This window comes from Pseudomonas sp. CYM-20-01 (assembly GCF_023169845.1).
Lineage (GTDB): Bacteria > Pseudomonadota > Gammaproteobacteria > Pseudomonadales > Pseudomonadaceae > Aquipseudomonas > Aquipseudomonas azotoformans.
Window position 1 is genome coordinate 4485606 of record NZ_AP025169.1, and the last position, 18096, is coordinate 4503701.

The following is an 18096-nucleotide window of genomic DNA, read 5'->3' on the forward strand; positions in this document are numbered from 1 at the left end:
CATGAGCGAGAAAAATCCCCTGCCGTTTGCCAAGACGCAATCGCGCGCCATGTTGCTGTGGGTGCTGGCGGTACTGATCGGCCTGCCGTTGATATTGCCCTCAGCAACCCTGGCCACCGAGATCCTGATCTTTGCCATGGCCGCCCTGGCCTGCAACCTGTTGCTGGGCTACACCGGGCTGCTGTCGTTTGGCCAAGGCATTTTCTTCGGCGCCGGCGCGTATTGCGCGGCGCTGCTGATGATCCACCTGCAACTGGGCCTGTTCACTGCGTTGCTCGGCGCCGCCATCGCCGGTGGCTTGCTGGCCTTGCTGGTGGGCGCCCTGGCGATCCGCCGTACCGGCATCTACTTCGTGATGCTGACCCTGGCCTTCAGCCAGATGGCGTATTTTGTCGCCTACACCCTCAGCGACTGGACCGGCGGCGACAACGGCCTGCTCAGCGTGCCGCGCCCGGAAATCCGCCTGGGCGACACCGTGCTGTTGTCCCTGGCCGACGCCCGCGCGTTCTACGGTTTTGTCGCGGTACTGTTCCTGCTGATCTTCATCGGTGCGCGCCGGGTGATCGCCTCGCCGTTCGGCAGCACGCTGATGGCGATCCGCGAAAACGAAACCCGTGCCTCGGCCATCGGCTACGACACGCGGCACTTCAAGATCCTGGTGTTTGTGCTGTCCGGCGCCGTCACCGGGATTGCCGGGGCGCTGTACGCCATGCTGCTGCACTTTGTGCCGCTGTCGAACATCGACCTGGCGATGTCCGAGAACATCCTGATCATGACCATCGTCGGCGGCACCGGTTCGCTGTTCGGCTCGCTGCTGGGCGCCGGTTCCATCGTGCTGCTCGGGGATTTTCTCTCCGACCTGTGGCCGCGCTGGCTGATGCTGCTGGGGGTGATCCTGATCCTGGTGGTGATCTTCATGCGCGGTGGCTTGTGGGGCGGCCTGGCGTCGCTGTTCGAGAAGGTGCGCGGCAGCCGCAAGAGCGTGGTTGTCGCCAAGGAGGAAGGGCTATGAGCATCCTGCTGGAAACCCAGGACCTGGAACTGGCCTATGGTGCGTTCCATGCGGTGAATGGCGTCAACCTCAAGGTCGAGGCCGGCACCATCCACACCATCATCGGCCCCAACGGCGCCGGCAAGACCAGCCTGTTCCACTGCCTCACCGGCGAGCGCCAGGCCACCGCCGGGGCGATCCATTTCGACGGCCGGAACCTGATGCGCAAACCCGCCCACGGCCGTGTCGGCCTGGGCATGGCGCGCTCGTTCCAGCTCACCAGCCTGTTCCAGAACCTCAGCGTGCGCGAGAACCTGCGCCTGGCCGCCCAAGGCCGTGACGGCGCACGCGCCCTCAACTTCTGGCGCCGCGTAGACAGCCAGCGCGAACACCTGGAAATGGCCGACCAGGTGCTGGAGCGCCTGCAACTCACCGCCCGCGCCGACACCCTGGCCGGCGAGTTGTCCCACGGCCAGCAACGGGTGCTGGAGGTGGGCATGTCGATCTGCTCCAAGCCCAAACTATTGATGCTCGACGAACCCACCTCGGGCATGGGCATCGATGACATCCCGATCATGACCCAACTGATCAGCGACCTTGGCCGCGACCACACGGTGCTGTTGATCGAACACAACATGAGCATTGTCATGTCCATCAGCCAACGCATCACGGTGATGAGCCACGGCCAGATCCTGGTGGAGGGCACGCCGGAATTCGTGCGCGCCGATGAACGTGTGCGCACCGCGTACCTTGGGGAGGCTGCCTGATGCTGATCGTCGAGAATATCCATTCGTACTACGACAAGAGCCACGTACTGGAGGGCGTGTCGCTCACCGTCAACCCCGGCGAACTGGTGACACTGCTGGGGCGCAATGGCGCCGGCAAGACCACCACCCTGCGCAGTATCCTCGGCATCATCTGCCCGCGCCAAGGCCAGATCCACTTCAACGGCCAGGCGCTGGTCGGGCAGAAGATCTTCGAAATCGCCCGCCAGGGTTTGGCATTGGTGCCGGAGAACCGCGGGATTTTCCGCTTGCTCACCGTCGAGGAAAACCTGCGCATCGCCGCCCGCAAGACCAGCCGCTGGCAGCTTGAAGACGTCTACGCCATGTTCCCGCGCCTCAAGGAGCGGCGCAAAAACGCCGGCCACGCGCTGTCTGGCGGCGAGCAACAGATGCTCGCCATCGCCCGCGCGCTGCTCAACGACCCCAAGCTGCTGATCCTCGATGAACCCACCGAGGGCTTGGCCCCGGTGATCGTCGACGAACTGGTGAAGATCCTGCGCAAGGTCAAGGACGACGGCCTGCCGGTGCTGCTGGTGGAACAGAACCTGATGGTCTGCGACAAGCTCGCCGACCGCCATTACGTGCTCGAACAAGGCCGCGTGGTCTACGAAGGCAGCGCCGAAGCCTTCCGTGCCGACCCTACGATCAAAAACCGTTATTTGGCCCTGAGTGCCTGACCGGAGACTGCTAATGAACAGTTTTACGCAACCGCTCCAGAGCAACGCCCCGCTGATCAACCGCGACCGCCTGTGGCAATCGCTGATGGATTTGGCCCAACTGGGCGCCACGGTAAAAGGCGGCGTGTGCCGCCTGGCCCTCACCGACCTCGACCGCCAGGCCCGCGACCTGTTTGTGCAATGGTGCGAGGCGGCCGGGTGCAGCGTCAGCGTTGACGCCATCGGCAATATCTTTGCGCGCCGTGCCGGGCGCAACCCTGCCCTGCCTCCGGTGATGACCGGCAGCCATATCGACACCCAACCCACCGGCGGCAAGTTCGACGGGTGCTACGGGGTGATGGCCGGGCTGGAAGTGATCCGCACCCTGAATGATTTAAAGATTGAAACCCAAGCACCGCTTGAAGTGGTGGTGTGGACCAACGAAGAAGGCTCGCGCTTTCCACCGTGCATGATGGGCTCCGGGGTGTTTGCCGGTAAGTTCGACTTGCAGGACACACTCGACAAAGTCGATGACCAGGGCCTGTCGGTGGGCGCCGAATTGCAGCGCATCGGTTACGCCGGCTCCCGCGCCGTGCTCGGCCACCCGGTGGGCGCGTATTTCGAGGCGCATATCGAACAGGGCCCGGTGCTCGAGGACCAGGCCACCACGATTGGCGTGGTCATGGGGTGCCTGGGCCAGAAGTGGTTCGACCTGACCTTCACCGGCGTCGAAGCCCACGCCGGCCCGACGCCGATGCACCTGCGCAAGGACGCCCTGGTCGGCGCCGCCGAGGTGGTCAGCGCGGTCAACCGCATCGCCCATCAACAGCAGCCCCACGCCTGCGGCACGGTGGGTTGCCTGAGCCTGCACCCAGGCTCGCGCAACGTGATTCCCGGCCAGGTGCACATGACCATCGACCTGCGCCACCTGCACGCGGACACGCTGCAAGCCATGGTCGATGAAGTGCGCGGCGTGATCGAAGCCACCGCCCAGCGACACGGCCTGACCTTTGAACTGACGCCCACCGCCGATTTCCCACCGCTGGACTTCGCCCCGACCTGCGTCAACGCGGTGCGTGACGGTGCCGAGGCCCTGGGCTTGAGCCATATGGACATCGTCAGTGGTGCCGGGCACGACGCGATCTTCGTCGCCGAACTCGGCCCGGCCGGGATGATCTTTGTGCCGTGCGAAGGCGGCATCAGCCATAACGAAATTGAAAACGCCGCGCCGGACGACCTGGCGGCGGGCTGCGCGGTATTGCTGCGCGCCATGGTCAATGCGGCACAGGGGGAAACGGCATGAGTGAGATCGGCCAACTGACGGCGGTGCAACTGCTGCAGCATTTTCGCGACAAGACCTTGTCGCCGGTGGAGGTTACCGAAGACGCCTTGCTGCGTATCGAACGCTACAACCCGGTGGTGAACGCCTATTGCCACGTCGACCCGGAAGGCGCGCTGAGTGCGGCGCGCGCCTCGGAACAACGTTGGCTCGACGGCCGACCCTGCGGTGCGTTGGACGGTGTGCCGGCGTCGATCAAAGACCTGACGCTGACGATCGGCATGCCGACCCGCAAGGGCTCGCGCACCTCATCCGCCGAAGGGCCGTGGGACGTCGACGCGCCCTTCACAGCCTTTATGCGCAAGGCCGGCGCGGTGCTGCTGGGCAAGACCACCACCCCGGAATTCGGCTGGAAAGGCGTGACCGACAACCCGCTGTACGGCATCACCCGCAACCCCTGGGACACGCGCACCACGGCGGGCGGCTCGTCCGGCGGCGCAGGCGCAGCGGCGGCGTTGAACCTCGGCGTGTTGCACCAGGGCAGCGATGCGGGCGGTTCGATCCGGATTCCCTGTGCGTTTACCGGCACCTTCGGCATCAAGCCGACCTTCGGTTATGTGCCGCAATGGCCGGCCAGCTCCATGACGATTCTGTCGCACCTGGGGCCGATGACCCGCACGGTGGAAGACAGTGTGCTGATGCTGCAGACCATCGCCCAACCGGACGCACGGGATGGCTTGATCGGTGCTCCACGCACCACACCATGGCTGACGCCGGGTACGGATTTGAAAGGCTTGCGCGTGGCCTACAGCCCGACCTTCGGTTACGTCGATGTCGACCCACAGGTGGCCAAGGTAGTTGCCGAAGCGGTTCGAGGCCTGGAACAACTGGGCGCCCATGTCGAGCAGATCGACCCAGGGTTCAGCGACCCGCTGGAGGTGTTCAGCACCTTATGGGCAGCCGGCGCAGCGCGCCTGACCGGCGCCATGAGCGAGGCACAAAAACAGCTGCTGGACCCCGGACTGTTAAGGATTGCAAAACGGGGCGAACAGCTGAGCCTGGACGACTTCAGTGCCGCCCTTGAAGCCCGCGCCGCATTGGTAGCGCGCATGGCCGCGTTCCATGAGCATTACGATGTACTGGTGTCGCCGATGATGCCGATCACCGCATTCGAAGCCGGGCACGACGTACCGCCCGGCTCCGGCTTGCAGGCATGGACACAGTGGACCCCCTTCACCTACCCCTTCAACCTGACCCAGCAACCGGCGGCGTCGGTGCCGTGTAGGTTGGCGGCGAATGGCTTGCCGGTGGGGTTGCATGTGGTGGGCGCGCGGTTTGCCGATGAGCAGGTGTTGCGGGTGTGCCAGGTGTATGCAAAGGCATTCCCGACCAAGCACCTGCAGGCCCCAATCACCAGAACACCGTAGGACCCCATGTGGGAGGGGGTACACGCAGATGGTCCTGGCCCTATCTGGCTGAGGACGAACACTGCAACTGTGGGTACTTTTCGCCAGTTCTACCTAAAGACCTTGGGAGCAAGCCTCCTTCCACAGTATCGGGCGCATTCCTTTACACTGTCCCCCATTCATCCCCGGGGGCTTCATGGACATCGAACTGGCACGCACCTTCCTCGAAATCACCCGCTGCGGCAGCCTCGCCGCAGCGGCCGAGAAACTGCACGTCACCCAGACCGCCATCACCGCACGGGTCAAGAGCCTGGAAAGCCAATTGGGCAGCACACTGTTCGTGCGCAACCGCGCCGGCGCCCGGCTGACCGCCGATGGCGAGGCCTTCGTGGTGTACGCCAACCAGTTGCTGCAGACCTGGGAGGCCGCCAAACGCGACCTGCCGCTGCCCGATGGCTATCGCAACGTGCTGCACATCGGTGGCGAAGTCAGCCTGTGCAACCCGCTGATGCTCGGCTGGGCCCAGGCCCTGCGCCAGAACATTCCCGGCCACGCCCTGCGCACCGAAATCCGCGAAGGCGAATACCTGCTGCGCCAACTGGAGCTGGGTGTACTGGACGCCGCCCTGGTGTTCCAGCCGCAGTACTGGCCGGGCTTGCAGGTGGAGCAGGTGCTGGAGGAAAAACTGATTCTGGTGCAGCTGGTGAGCAACCCGGCGCCCTATGTGTACATCGATTGGGGACCCGGTTTTCGTCAACAACACGACGCCGCCCTGCCCGACAAGGCCCGCGCCGCGCTGAGTTTCAACCTGGGGCCGCTGGCGTTGCAGTACATCCTTGAGAACGGCGGCGCCGGCTATTTCCGGACCCGCGTGGTGCAGAGCTACCTGGACAGCGGCGTGATGCAACGCGTGCCCAAGGCGCCGGAGTTCAGCTTCCCCACCTACCTGGTGTATTCACGGGCGCGAGACTCGGCGGTGTTGCAACAGGCGCTGGGGTTGCTGCGCGAGGTGGTCAAGGCCGAAAGCGACTGGTCGCAACGCTGGGACCCGCTGATTTGAAGCAACAATATCCGCCGCGCATGCTAGCCTGCGGGTGTTTCCTTTTGCAGCCTTACCGATGAACAAGAAAAAGTCCGTCACCATCAGCGACATCGCCAAACAGGTCGGCATGACCACCATCACGGTGTCACGGGCGCTGAGCAAACCTGACCTGGTCAAGCCGGCCACCCTGGCACGCATCCTCGAAGTGGCGCGGGAGCTGGACTACGTGCCCAACGCCTTCGCCCGCGGCCTCAAGCGCAGTGAAAGCCTGATCATCGGCGTGATCACGGCGTCGGTGGACAACCCGTTCTACAGTGAAATGATCAAGGCGATTTCCCGCGAGGCCAAGCAGCACGGCTACACCATCATGCTGGTGGACACCGATGAGCTGGAAGAACTGGAAAGCAAGGCCGTGGACACCCTGCTGGGCTACCGCGTGGCGGGGATCATCCTGTCGCCGGTCTCGGATGAGCCGGGCTACCAGCCCGACTACCTCGAACGCCTGGCCAACGGCAAGACCCCGGTGGTGCTGCTCGACCGCACGATCCACGACAGCCCGTTCAGCCGTGTGGTGCTCGACAACTACCACAGCGGCATCCAGGCCGCGCACTACCTGCTGCGCCAGACGCCCGACCTCAGGCGCCTGCTGGTGCTGACCGGCCCCGAACATTCACGCATCACCGTGGAGCGCCTCAAGGGCCTGCGCGAAGTGCTGGCCGAACACCCGCAGGTGCAGGTCGAAGTGCAGGCCGGCGACTACACGCTGATGCCCTCCTACCTGCATACCCTCGACTACCTGGCCGAACACTCGGCGCCGGACGCGATCATGGGGTTCAACCAGTTGATCACCCTCGGCGCGCTGCGCGCGTTGCGCATGCACAACATCCCCCACGACAGCCTGACCATCTGTGGCATCGACCGCCTGCCCTTCGCCGATATCTTCGGCGTGCCCATCGCCTGCGTGGCCCATGATGCGTCCCTGGCCGGCAGCAGCGCGGTACGCCTGCTGCTCGACCGCCTCGAAGACCCGAGCAAGCCGCGGGACAAGGTGGTCATCGCTGGCCAGTTGGAAAACGGCTAACGACTGGTATAACCGCCGTCGATGGGCAGGCTGACGCCGCTGATCATGCTCGCCGCGCGGCTCAGCAGGAACAGCACCGGCAGGGCCACTTCCGCGGTTTGCGCAAAACGCCCCAAAGGAATCGCCGCCAGCGCCGGGTCACGCTTGGCCGGTGCGGACCACGCCATGGTCGCCATCGGTGTGAGCGTGACCGTTGGGTTGACGCTGTTGACGCGAATGCCGAAGCGGCCCCACTCGGCACATTGCACGCGGGTGATCGCATCCAGCGCCGCCTTGGAGGCGCAGTAGCCGAGGTGATCGTCCAGCGCCACCAACGAGGCCTGGCTGGAGACGTTGACGATGCTGCCGGCGATCTGCGCTTCGATCATTTTCGCCGCCACACGGCTGGCGACCTGCGCAGCGGCGCGGGCATTGACGTTCATCACCTGGTCAAACGCCTCGGCGCTGATGGCAGCGGCAGGTTCCAGGCGCGAGATGCCGGCGCAGTTGACCAGGCCGTGCAGCGGCGGCAGGTCTTGCAGGGCTTTGTCGAGGGCCGTGCTGTCAGCGATGTCCAGGCAGAGGCTGTGGCAACCGAGTTGGGCCAGGGCCTGCGCGTCGCGGCCGAGGGCAAACACGTCGGCGCCGCTGGCGATCAGTTGCAGGGCGATTTCACGGCCAATGCCGCTGCTGGCGCCGGTGACGAGGATGCGGTGGTGGGTGAAGTCGAAGGCGGCGTTCATTCAGTTCTCCTGCAGGCTGTGCATGATCGGTTTCAGGGCCGGATAAAGCTTCAGGTATTCGCCGAATGCACGGTCATACGCCTCGACGTTTTGCGCCTTGGGCTCAGCGCGCAGCTCCAGTTGCACCCAGCCCTTGTCCATCGCCGCATCACTCACCAACCCCACCGTATGCGCCGCCAGCAACGCCGCGCCCAACGCCGCCTCAACCTCCTGAACGATGGTGTACACCGGGTACCGCGTGACGTCGGCGATGATCTGCATCCACAGGTCCGAATGGCTCGCCCCGCCCACCACGATCAAGCGCGGGTCCAGGGAGTGCGCACCGCGCGTACCCGCTTCGATGTTATGCCGCAAGGCAAAACTCACGCCTTCCAGCACGGCGCGGTACAGGTGGATCCTGGTGTGGTACAGGTTCAAGCCGACAAAACTGCCACTGGCGCGGTCATCCCACACCGGGCTGCGCTCGCCCATCAGGTAGGGCAAGAACAACAGGCCCTCACTGCCTGCCGGGATGTGCATCGCCCGCTGTTCCAGCAGCACCAGGCTGTCCTGGCCGCTGGCCTTGGCCTGTTGCTCTTCGGCCTGGCAGAACTGCTCGCGAAACCAGCTCACCGAAGCCCCGGCGGTGATCGCACCACCGAAGATGTACAGGTCACGGTGGCCGTTGTAGACGTGGGGCATGCTGACCAGGCCATGGCGCGCATCCACCTGCTGGTTGAGGTAACCCCAGCACATGCTGGTGCCGATCATCGCCACGTGGTTGCCCGGTTGTGTCACCCCCGCCGCCAGCGTGGCCATGGCCGCATCGACGCCACCCGCCAGGATCGGCGTGCCGGCCTGCAGGCCCAGGCGTGTCGCCCAGGCCTCAAGCAAACCACCGACCACCTCCCCGGAATGCACCAAGCGCTGCGGCATCATGGCCTGCGGGATACCCAGCGCATCGAGCATCTCGGCCGACCAGCCACGCGCCTTCACGTCGTAGACGCCACCGATGTTGCCGGCACTGCTGTGGTCCACCGCCAACTCACCGGTGAAGCACCAGTTGATGTAGCTGTTCGGTGGCAGCAGGTAGCGGGTTTTCGCCCACACCTCGGGCTGGTGCTGCTTGAGCCAGAGCATCTTGGTGAAACCGTAGTAGCTGTCCACCGAGTTGCCGGTCACCTCGAACAGGCGCTCCAGGTCCACATGCTCGCGCACCCAGGCCACTTGCTCGCCGGCGCGGCGGTCCATCCAGATCAGGCACGGGTGCAGCGGTGTGAGCTGCGCATCCACCGCAATCCCCGAGCCGCCATACAGGCTGCTGATGCACAGCGCCTTGACCTGGTCTTTCGCCACAGCGGCCTTGGCCATGCACTGCGCCACGCAGGCCTCGACGGCGTCCAGCCAGACCTGCGGCCATTGTTCGGCCCAGCGCACTTTCGGGGTATCCACGCGATACCCCTGGCTGTGCTGGGCGATGATCGTGCCGTGACCATCCACCAGCAGCGCCTTGGTGCTCTGGGTTCCGATGTCGACCCCCATCACGTAATTCATGTTCAAACCACCGGCTTCAACAGCACCTTGATCGACTTGGTCGAGTTGGCCAACTCAAAGGCTTCGGCCCAGTCGTCCAGCGGGAAGTCATGGGTGACGATGCCTTTGGAGGTGACCAGGCCGCGCTCGAACAGGTCGATGGCGATCGGGTAGCAATACGGGCCGAGGTGCGCGCCGCGTACGTCCAGTTCCTTGCGGTCGCCGATGATCGACCAGTCGACGCTGGTCTCGGCGCCGAACACGCTGAACTCGACAAAACGCCCGAGCTTGCGGATCAGGTCCAGGCCCTGGGTGACGCCGGCCGGTACGCCAGTGGTTTCGATGTAGACGTCGCAGCCGTAGTTGTCGGTGAGGCCGTTGATGATCTCGCGGGCGTTGTCGCGGGCCGGGTTGATCACCACGTCGGCGCCAAATTGCTTCGCCAGTTCCAGGCGCTCGTCGACCATGTCGATCACCACCAGTTTCTTCGGGGTCTTCAACGCGGCGACCTGGACCATGCACAGGCCGAGCGTGCCGGCGCCGGCGATCACCACCACGTCATCGAGCTGGATATCGCCACGGTTGACGGTGTGGATCGAGCAGGCCATCGGCTCCACCAGCGCCGAGTCTTCCAGCGACACCGACTCGGGAATCTTGTGCACGATGGCAGTCTTGGGGATGCGCATGTACTGGGCCATGCCGCCTTCGGCCACTTCACGCTGGAAGCCGAAGATGTTGTGCACTTCGCACATCCAGTACTTGCCGGACTTGCAGAAGCGGCACTTGCCACAGGGCACGATCTGCTCGGCGATCACCTTGTCGCCGACCGCGACTTCAAAGTGCTCGGCGGCGCCCTCGCCGACTTCCACCACATAACCGAAAAACTCGTGCCCCGGCACCACCGGCGCCTTGACCCAGGGGTTGTCGCCGCCCCAGAACATCGCAGCGCCCGAGTGGCACTTGCAGTCACTGGCGCAGATGCCGCAGGCGGCGATGCGGATCACCAGTTCATTGGCGCGGGCCTGGGGTTTACCGATGCGTTCCAGGCGGTAGTCTTTGGGGCCGTGGCAGACGACGGCTTGCATGTCGGTGTGCTTGTCCATGGTGTCGAGTCCTGTGCTTGTTAGGAGTTTATTTGTGGCGCTGACGGCTGATGAAAATCGCCAGCAAAATGATCGCGCCCTTGATCACGCTCTGGACGTAGGGCGACACGCCAAGCATGTTCAGGCCGTTGTTCAGCACGCCAAGCAGCATGGCGCCGAGCAAGGTGCCGACGATCACCCCGCGCCCGCCGGCAATCGATGCCCCGCCGAGTACCACGGCGGCAATCGCATCCAGCTCGAACGACACGCCGGCATTCGGCTGGCCGCTCATCAGGCGTGAGGTGAGTACCAGCCCGGCAATCGCTGCGGTCAGGCCGCTGATGCCATACACCAGCAGCTTGAAGCGCGCGGCACGCACGCCGGAGAGGCGCACCGCTTCTTCATTGCCGCCGATGGCGTAGATGTAGCGGCCGATGCGCGTGTGTTGCAGCAGCACATAGGCGGCGGCGTAGGTGATCAGCATGATCAGGATCGGCACTTCGATGCCGAACAGGCTCTGGCGACCGAAGAAGCCGAACCACTCCGGCAGCCCGGAAATCGGGTAGCCGTCGGTGTACATCAGGCCCAGGCCACGGGCGATGCCCATGGTCGCCAGGGTCACGATGATCGGCGGCATGTGCAGGTAGGCGACGAACAGGCCATTGCCGATGCCGAAGGCCACGCCGATCAACATCCCCGCGCCAATCGCCAGGCCCGGCGGCAGGCCCGCGACCATCAACCCGGCGGTGAGCGTGCCGGACAACGCCATCACCGGCCCCACCGACAGATCGATGCCGCCGGTGAGAATCACGCAGGTCATGCCCACCGCGATGATCGCGTTGATCGACACCTGGCGGGCGATGTTCGACAGGTTGCTGGCGGTGAGGAAGGTGTCGCTGGCGAGGATCATCACCAGGGTCACCACCACCAGCCCCACGAACGGATAGAACGCCGGCGAGCGCACCAGCCGCGCCAGGTTCAGGCGCAGCCGGCTGCTGTCGACGGTGTTAATGGACGTATTCACTTGAGCCCCCTGTTGCATGGCGCATGACCTCTTGAGGATTGACGGCGGACGCTTCGAGGACCTTGACGATGGCGCCCTTGTGAAACACGGCGACGCGGTCGCACATGCCGATGACTTCCGGCAGCTCGGAGGAAATCATGATGATTGCGTAGCCCTGTTCGGTGAGGCTGCGCATCAGCGCGTAGATCTGCGCCTTGGCCCCCACGTCGATGCCACGGGTGGGTTCGTCGAACACCAGCACGTCGCAGTGGTGGTTGATCCAGCGGGCGATCACCACCTTCTGCTGGTTGCCGCCACTGAGGTTGAACACCCGGCTTTCGCCGCTGGGGGCCTTGATCGACAGCTGGCGCATCAGGTCTTCGACACTGGCGCATTCCCTGGCCTTGTCGATCAGGCCCGAGGCGTTCTGGTATTTGGGCAGGTTGTTCAGCGAGATGTTTTCACGAATGCTGAAATCGGTGATCAGCCCTTCGCTCTTGCGGCTTTCCGGCAGCAGGCCGATGCCGTGGGCGAGCGCCTGGGCCGGGTCATCCAGGGTAATTTTCTCACCGCGTAGCCACACGTCTTTGCTCACCGACGGCAGCGCGCCCATCATGCCCAGGGCCAGCTCGGTGCGACCGGAACCGACCAGACCGGCAAAGCCGAGGATCTCGCCCTTGTGCAGTTGGAAGCTGTTGCGGGGGCCGTTGCGCACCAGCTGAATGTCCTTGACCTCCAGCAACAGCGGGCCGCGTGCGCTGCTCGGTTTGGGCGGAAAACTGCATGCCAGGCGGCGCCCGACCATCATCTCGACCAGGCGGTCGATGTCACTGTCGGCCACATCGGTGACGCCGACATTGCCGCCGTCGCGCAACACGCTGATGCGGTCGCACACCTGGAAAATCTCCTCCAGGTGATGGGAGATAAAAATCACCGCCACGCCCTGGCGCTTGAGCTCGCGCATGATCTCGAACAGCAGCTCGGCTTCGCTTGGCGTAAGGGTGGCGGTGGGTTCGTCGAGCACCAGCAGGCGCGCATCCAGGGCCAGGGCCTTGGCGATTTCGACAAACTGCTGCTCGGCCACGCTCAGGTGCTTGACTGCGCATTGCAGGTCAATGGTCACGCCGAGACGCTTGAACAACGCCTCGCTGGCCTCGACCATTTCGCGCTTGCGCAGCAGGCCGAAGCGGTTGCTCAGCTCGTGGCCGAGGAAGATGTTTTCCACGGCCGTGAGGTACGGAATCAGGCTGAACTCCTGGAACACGATGCCAATGCCGGCGGCGATTGCATCGCGGTAGGTCGCGAACTGCCGGGCCTGGCCATCGATCAGGATCTGGCCTTCGTCCTGACGCTCGACGCCGCCGAGGATCTTCATCAGGGTCGATTTGCCCGCGCCATTTTCGCCGAGCAAGGCATGGATCTCGCCGCGCTCGACCTGCAGGTTGATGGACTTGAGGGCCTGTACGCCCGGGTACCGCTTACAGATGTTTTCCAGCTTCAGAAGACTGCTCATGCCGCCGACCTCGTATTCAGAAGGAGACCGCAAACCCCACGGATGGCGTGGGGCCTGGGTGGTTTACCAGCTGAAATCCTTGGCCTTGGCCTGGTCGATCAAGGTGATGTCCACCGGGATGGTGGCCGGCACTTGCGAGCCCCACTTCTTGGCCAGGGCGATGCCCAGGGCAAGGCGGATCTGGTCACGAGGGTATTGCGCCGAGGTGGCGATGAATTTGCTGCCGGGTTTCTGGATCGCCTTGATCGCTTCCGGCGCGCCGTCGACGCTGACCAGTTTCACGTCCAGGCCGCTGGCTTCGATGGCCGAGAGTGCGCCGAGGGAGCCGTTGTCATTCACGCTGAAAATGCCCTTGAGGGTGGGCTGGGCCTGCAGCATATTTTCGGTGACGGTCAGCGCCTGGTCACGTTCCTGCTTGCCGTTCTGGATGCTGACAATCTTGATGTCCGGGTGCTTGGCCACGGCTTCTTTGCAACCACGCACACGCTCCAGGATCGGCACCACGGCAATGCCGTCGAGGATCGCGATATTGCCTTTGTCGCCGATGCTCTTGGCCAGGTATTCACAGGCCTGGAAGCCAGCGTCGAAGTTTTTCGAACCGACGAAGGAATCCAGCGGGCCGTCCGCCTGGGCATCGACCGCAACCACCACCACGCCGGCGGCGTGGGCAGACTTGACGGCCGATTGCACGCCGACCGAGTCGGTGGGGTTGATCAGCAGGATATCGATGCCTTTTTGCAGCATGTCTTCAACGTCGCTGACCTGCTTGGACACGTCGTGGCGGGCGTCGGTGATGATCAGTTTCGCACCGATGGTCGCCCCGGCTTCTTCCAGGGCGTTTTTCATGGTGACGAAATAGGGGTTGTTGATTTCCTGGAAGGACGCGCCGATGCGGATCGGCTTGGCGGCGTCGGCAAAAGCGGGGGCAGCGGTACCGAGGGTGATGCTTACAGCCAATAAACACAGGGTTTTCGGGAGCATTTTCATGGCGTGGTTCTCTGTTTTGTTTTTATTGTTAGAGCAAATGTTATCGTTAACATTTTGCGAGAAGCTAACAAGGAAATTCGGGTGACGCAAGGGGCCACTGGTCGGCTTCGGTCGAAATGTCACAAGGGGGCCTGCTTCGCAGCCCAACGCGGGGCAAGCCCGCTCGCCACAGCAAGCCCCCTCCCACACGTGTTCATGTGCGCAACACAAAACCTCGCACAATCTTGAGTACCAACTAAGCTCAGCCTCCAACAAAAAATACCGAGCTGCCTGCCATGGCCCATCCCACCGAGACCTTTCGCGCCCGTTACCGCGCCCAAGTCGCGCCCCACTACAACCCCTGGCTCCACGCCAGTTTCGTGTTCGGCTACGGCATCGCGTGCATCAGCCTGGCCTGGTCATCGACGCACCAGATCACCGCGCTGCAATGGCTGACCGTGCCCGCGACGCTGGTGTTCTTCAACCTGTGTATCTACCTGGTACACCGCCACCTCGGCCACCACAAACACGCCCTGGCCCGCCTGTTCTATGCGCGCCACACCGGCGATCACCACAGTTTTTTCACCCCCGGCCACATGACCTACGACAGCCCTAGGGACTGGCGCGTCATTCTGTTTCCGGCCTGGCTGATCGTGCTGCACAGCCTGGCGATCACCCTGCCCGCCTGGTGGCTGCTCCAGCAGTTGAGCCCCAACGTCGCCGGATTGTTCGCCGGGTGCATGCTCCTCGGATATTTGCTTTACGAATTGTTTCACGCCTGCGAACACCTGCCCGCCGACCACCCAGTGGCACGGCTGCCGTGGCTGCGCCAGATGCACCAGTTGCATGCCCTGCACCACCGCCGTGAGCTGATGCAGGGGCACAATTTCAATATCGTCCTCCCGCTGATGGATTACTTGTTCGGCACCCTGTACTGGGAGCCGGGCCCCCACGACAACCAGGAATCGTCATGAGTACCCGTCCCAAAAAACTGCGTCATCTGTTGTTTGTGCTGTTTCTGCTGGTGATCGCCTTCTTGCTGTTGATGCCCACCAAAGTGCAACCGGTGAACTGGACACCGCCCAAGCCGCCGTCGCTGAAGGACGGCCCCTACGCCGAAAACCAGCGCCTCAAGGGCGTGCAGAAGATCGGCGCGCAGGACATCGCCGGGCCCGAAGCCTTGCTGCTGGATGCCCAGGGTTATCTGATCAGTGGCTTGCATGACGGGCGCATCATCCGCACCGCACCCGACAGCCGCAGCCTGGAGGTACTGGCCAATACCGGCGGTCGGCCCCTGGGAATAGCGCTGCACCCGGATGGGCGCTTGATCATTGCCGATGGCATCAAGGGCCTGCTCGCCCTGGATGCAAACCGCCAACTCACTACCTTGAGCACGGGAGCCAATAACGTCCCCTTCGGTTTCACCAATGACGTCACCGTGGACGCCAGCGGGCGTTATGCCTACTTCAGCGATGCATCGAGCCGCTGGGGTTATGGGCAGGACGGCGAAGCGGTGATCGAACATGGCGGCGATGGTCGGCTACTGCGCTATGACTTCAGCAACGGCACCACCGAGGTGCTGCTCGACCAGCTGCAATTCGCCAATGGCGTGGCCCTGGGCCCGGATGAACATTATGTACTGGTCAATGAGACCGGCGCCTATCGCATCAGCCGGTATTGGCTCAAGGGCGAACGTGCCGGCAGCCATGACCTGTTTATCGACAACCTGCCCGGCCTGCCGGACAACCTCAGTTTCAATGGCCAGGACCGCTTCTGGGTGGCGCTGTATTCACCACGTAACCCGCTGCTGGACAGCTTCGCCGGCTACCCCATGCTGCGCAAAGTGATGGTGCGGGCGTTGATGGTGGTGCCCAAGCCGATCGAGCGCAAAGCCTTTGTGCTGGGGTTGGATACGCAAGGCAAGGTGATTGCCAATTTGCAGGATGGCAGCGCGGGCAACTACTCGCCCATTACTACCGCTCGGGAATATGGCGAGTGGTTGTACCTGGGCTCGTTGAAGGGCACGAGCATGGCGCGGTTGCCGTTGGCACAGGCGTTGGCGGGAGAATAGAAAAGGGGCAGCCTCATCAGGCTGCCCCTCCTCACTCACACCCTAGAATCAGTGAACGATGTTCTGGGTGCAGATGTGCCCGAAAGTCACGTAAGGCACATTCTCGCCGCCAACCCCCACACCGGGGAACTCATCCAGCTCGATACGCCAGCCGCCGAAGTTGAAGGTGGTGTCCCAGGTGTACGTCACACCGGTGCTGCTGTCCGGATACTGCACACGGTAATCGCCGAAGCAGTCACCGATAGCAGCACTGGCCTGGGAGGTACCCGCACTGTTGGTGGTGGCCTTGAAGTCGGTCCAGTTGAACTCGGCACCTTCGAAGCGTTTATCGATGCGCAGTACCGGCGTAACACCCAGCAGCGGCGCACCCGTGGAGTCGGACCAGTTAGTGGTCCAGTTCACCGTACGCGCAGCCTGGGTCGCCATCCAGAATATCGATGCAGGCACCCGCACGATGTTGTCACCCTTCACATCCGACGTGTTCAACCGCGGCGTAGAGCCGAGGCTCAGTTGATAGTGCTTGGTCGGGTCCTGAGCCACAGCCGGGTTGGCCCGCACACGCACCTTCACAGTGGTGCCCGGGGTGACACTCGGGTAGGTCGAGGTCGAGCCCGCAGGAACGGTAACCCAGTTGACGCCGTCAAAACGGTCGAAAATCCACTGGTTACGGCTGCCACTCGCGTCACCGGCCAGGTACATGCTCACGCTCTGGCCACGCACGGCCTTGAAGTCGAAGTAGTCGACATCGTTGGCGTTATCGAGGTTTCCGGAGACCTTGTTCATCGAGTCCGGCAGCACAAAGGCAGTCTGTGGCGTGTCATTGGGCTCGTAGGCATCGATGTTGGTGTCCACCGCCACGCCGAAGCTGAACTGCGAGTTGTTCGCGACCTTGGCCACCATGTACCAGTAATAATCACCGGCCGGCAGAACCCCGTTGAGGTACTCATCGGCATTGCCTGCGGTATCCGAGGAACCCACCACGCTCAAGTTACCCTGGCCATCGTCCTGAAACAGGGTCAGCGACATGTCGGTGCCCGCGCTCTGGTTGACCAATTGCACTTGGACCCGCGCATTCTGTGGGAGGTTGAAGTGGTAGGCGAACTCTTCGCCCTGGGCCACACCGTTGATGGTGTAGAGCGTGTTGATATCCAAGGTGGGGAACAGCGGCACAAAGTCGGCGACAGCAGCGCTTTTCGGCTCGGCTTGGCTCGGTTTTTTCAACTCGCTGACTACGCTGTTGAACGGTGCGGACTTGACCGCCTGGGTGACGGCCTTGGACTGGCCGGTCTTGGCTGCATGGAGTTTTTGCTTGAGATTGGTCGGCACCTTCGCCGCGTCCAGCTTGCCGCCGGATTTGAGCGCTTTTTCCACGGCCTGCTTGACCGCTTCGGCGCTGAGTGTGTGAGGGGTTTGCTCGGCCAGGGCGAAGGCCGAAACGAAGCAGGAGGCCGCCATGGCCGCGCCCAGCATAAAGGCTTTTTTCGATTTCATTTTTTATCCATCCATAGTTAAAAAGTGAAGCTCAGGTGACGTCCGGTCACCTGGGATGGAATGTAGGATATGACTGGATGGATGTACAGTATTTTTTGAAGAAATTTGGGTTTCTATGGAATGGGGATGTCGCACCACCAACGCCAGAAGCTCCAGATAGCCGTCCCGAAGGCCCAGATATAGCCAACTTTATAAGGCCACACCATCCAGCGCTTGAGCGCTAAAGGAACTGACGCTAATTCAGCCTCCGTCACAATACCGGCTTCCACATGGCGCTTTGAGTCTGAGAAAAACTCAGAAATAAGCAACATGCGATATTGCCTGTCGATCCACTGGTTTCGCTTCCAAAATCGCTTATTGTCTTGGACCTTTTCGTTCTGACGGAAATAACTTTCCACCTCATCCAGCTTTGCATATTCCGCAAAAATCATCAGTCCCAAGACAACAAACGTCCCGACAAACAACACGATGGAGTAGATGAGAAAAAAATTCATGG

At 62.9% G+C, this 18096-nt stretch carries 17 protein-coding genes; 9 read left to right on the forward strand and 8 right to left on the reverse strand.

What is annotated here, in order from left to right:
• Position 1: 1 nt before the first annotated feature.
• From M2497_RS20145 to M2497_RS20175, 7 genes are all read left to right on the forward strand, one after another.
• Positions 2 to 1012 carry a branched-chain amino acid ABC transporter permease gene (locus tag M2497_RS20145; RefSeq protein WP_248482599.1) on the forward strand — a complete coding sequence of 337 codons (1011 nt, stop codon included), beginning with the start codon at positions 2 to 4 and terminating at the stop codon, positions 1010 to 1012.
• Positions 1009 to 1758 carry an ABC transporter ATP-binding protein gene (locus M2497_RS20150; protein ID WP_248482601.1) on the forward strand — a complete coding sequence of 250 codons (750 nt, stop codon included), beginning with the start codon at positions 1009 to 1011 and terminating at the stop codon, positions 1756 to 1758. The genes M2497_RS20145 and M2497_RS20150 overlap by 4 nt, the downstream gene beginning before the upstream one ends.
• Positions 1758 to 2453 carry an ABC transporter ATP-binding protein gene (locus tag M2497_RS20155; RefSeq protein ID WP_028617000.1) on the forward strand — a complete coding sequence of 232 codons (696 nt, stop codon included), beginning with the start codon at positions 1758 to 1760 and terminating at the stop codon, positions 2451 to 2453. Before M2497_RS20150 ends, M2497_RS20155 begins: the two co-directional genes overlap by 1 nt.
• A 13-nt stretch (positions 2454 to 2466) precedes the next feature.
• Positions 2467 to 3735 (forward strand): Zn-dependent hydrolase, encoded by a 1269-nt coding sequence (locus M2497_RS20160; RefSeq protein ID WP_248482603.1) that lies wholly within the window; start codon positions 2467 to 2469, stop codon positions 3733 to 3735.
• Complete coding sequence (locus M2497_RS20165) at positions 3732 to 5138, forward strand: amidase (protein WP_248482605.1); 1407 nt, start codon at positions 3732 to 3734, stop codon at positions 5136 to 5138. The genes M2497_RS20160 and M2497_RS20165 overlap by 4 nt, the downstream gene beginning before the upstream one ends.
• Positions 5139 to 5313: 175 nt before the next feature.
• Entirely contained in the window at positions 5314 to 6177 is an 864-nt protein-coding gene (locus M2497_RS20170) for a LysR family transcriptional regulator (RefSeq protein WP_248482607.1), read from the forward strand.
• A 58-nt stretch (positions 6178 to 6235) separates the two neighbouring features.
• The gene (locus M2497_RS20175) at positions 6236 to 7240 is read left to right on the forward strand and encodes a LacI family DNA-binding transcriptional regulator (RefSeq protein WP_071495890.1); all 1005 of its coding nucleotides are present in this window, start codon (positions 6236 to 6238) and stop codon (positions 7238 to 7240) included.
• Here the strand turns inward: M2497_RS20175 and M2497_RS20180 are convergent.
• From M2497_RS20180 to M2497_RS20205, 6 genes are all read right to left on the reverse strand, one after another.
• Positions 7237 to 7962, reverse strand: coding sequence for an SDR family oxidoreductase (locus tag M2497_RS20180; RefSeq protein ID WP_248482609.1), 726 nt, complete (start codon positions 7960 to 7962; stop codon positions 7237 to 7239). The two genes, M2497_RS20175 and M2497_RS20180, sit on opposite strands and share 4 nt — an antisense overlap.
• Positions 7963 to 9495, reverse strand: a complete 1533-nt coding sequence (locus M2497_RS20185; protein WP_248482611.1) for an FGGY-family carbohydrate kinase — start codon at positions 9493 to 9495, stop codon at positions 7963 to 7965. It abuts the gene before it with no gap.
• Between the two features lie 2 nt (positions 9496 to 9497).
• On the reverse strand, positions 9498 to 10577 hold the full coding sequence (locus M2497_RS20190; protein ID WP_071495893.1) for an alcohol dehydrogenase catalytic domain-containing protein: 1080 nt from the start codon (positions 10575 to 10577) through the stop codon (positions 9498 to 9500).
• Positions 10578 to 10605: 28 nt separating this feature from the next.
• On the reverse strand, positions 10606 to 11598 hold the full coding sequence (locus tag M2497_RS20195) for a ribose ABC transporter permease (protein ID WP_248482613.1): 993 nt from the start codon (positions 11596 to 11598) through the stop codon (positions 10606 to 10608).
• The gene (locus M2497_RS20200) at positions 11564 to 13072 is read right to left on the reverse strand and encodes a sugar ABC transporter ATP-binding protein (RefSeq protein WP_248482615.1); all 1509 of its coding nucleotides are present in this window, start codon (positions 13070 to 13072) and stop codon (positions 11564 to 11566) included. Before M2497_RS20200 ends, M2497_RS20195 begins: the two co-directional genes overlap by 35 nt.
• 63 nt (positions 13073 to 13135) lie before the next feature.
• The gene (locus tag M2497_RS20205) at positions 13136 to 14059 is read right to left on the reverse strand and encodes a substrate-binding domain-containing protein (protein WP_248482617.1); all 924 of its coding nucleotides are present in this window, start codon (positions 14057 to 14059) and stop codon (positions 13136 to 13138) included.
• A gap of 275 nt (positions 14060 to 14334) precedes the next feature.
• On the opposite strand from M2497_RS20205, the gene M2497_RS20210 reads away from it, so the two are divergent.
• Both M2497_RS20210 and M2497_RS20215 read left to right on the forward strand, forming a co-directional pair.
• Positions 14335 to 15012 (forward strand): sterol desaturase family protein, encoded by a 678-nt coding sequence (locus tag M2497_RS20210; RefSeq protein WP_248482619.1) that lies wholly within the window; start codon positions 14335 to 14337, stop codon positions 15010 to 15012.
• Positions 15009 to 16109 carry an SMP-30/gluconolactonase/LRE family protein gene (locus M2497_RS20215; RefSeq protein WP_248482621.1) on the forward strand — a complete coding sequence of 367 codons (1101 nt, stop codon included), beginning with the start codon at positions 15009 to 15011 and terminating at the stop codon, positions 16107 to 16109. Before M2497_RS20210 ends, M2497_RS20215 begins: the two co-directional genes overlap by 4 nt.
• Before the next feature lie 48 nt (positions 16110 to 16157).
• Here the strand turns inward: M2497_RS20215 and M2497_RS20220 are convergent, their stop codons facing one another.
• Together M2497_RS20220 and M2497_RS20225 are read right to left on the reverse strand one after the other, a co-directional pair.
• Positions 16158 to 17600: a hypothetical protein gene (locus tag M2497_RS20220; protein WP_248482623.1), complete on the reverse strand. Its 1443-nt coding sequence runs from the start codon at positions 17598 to 17600 to the stop codon at positions 16158 to 16160.
• Positions 17601 to 17713: 113 nt separating this feature from the next.
• On the reverse strand, positions 17714 to 18094 hold the full coding sequence (locus tag M2497_RS20225; RefSeq protein ID WP_058426373.1) for a hypothetical protein: 381 nt from the start codon (positions 18092 to 18094) through the stop codon (positions 17714 to 17716).
• Positions 18095 to 18096 lie beyond the last annotated feature (2 nt).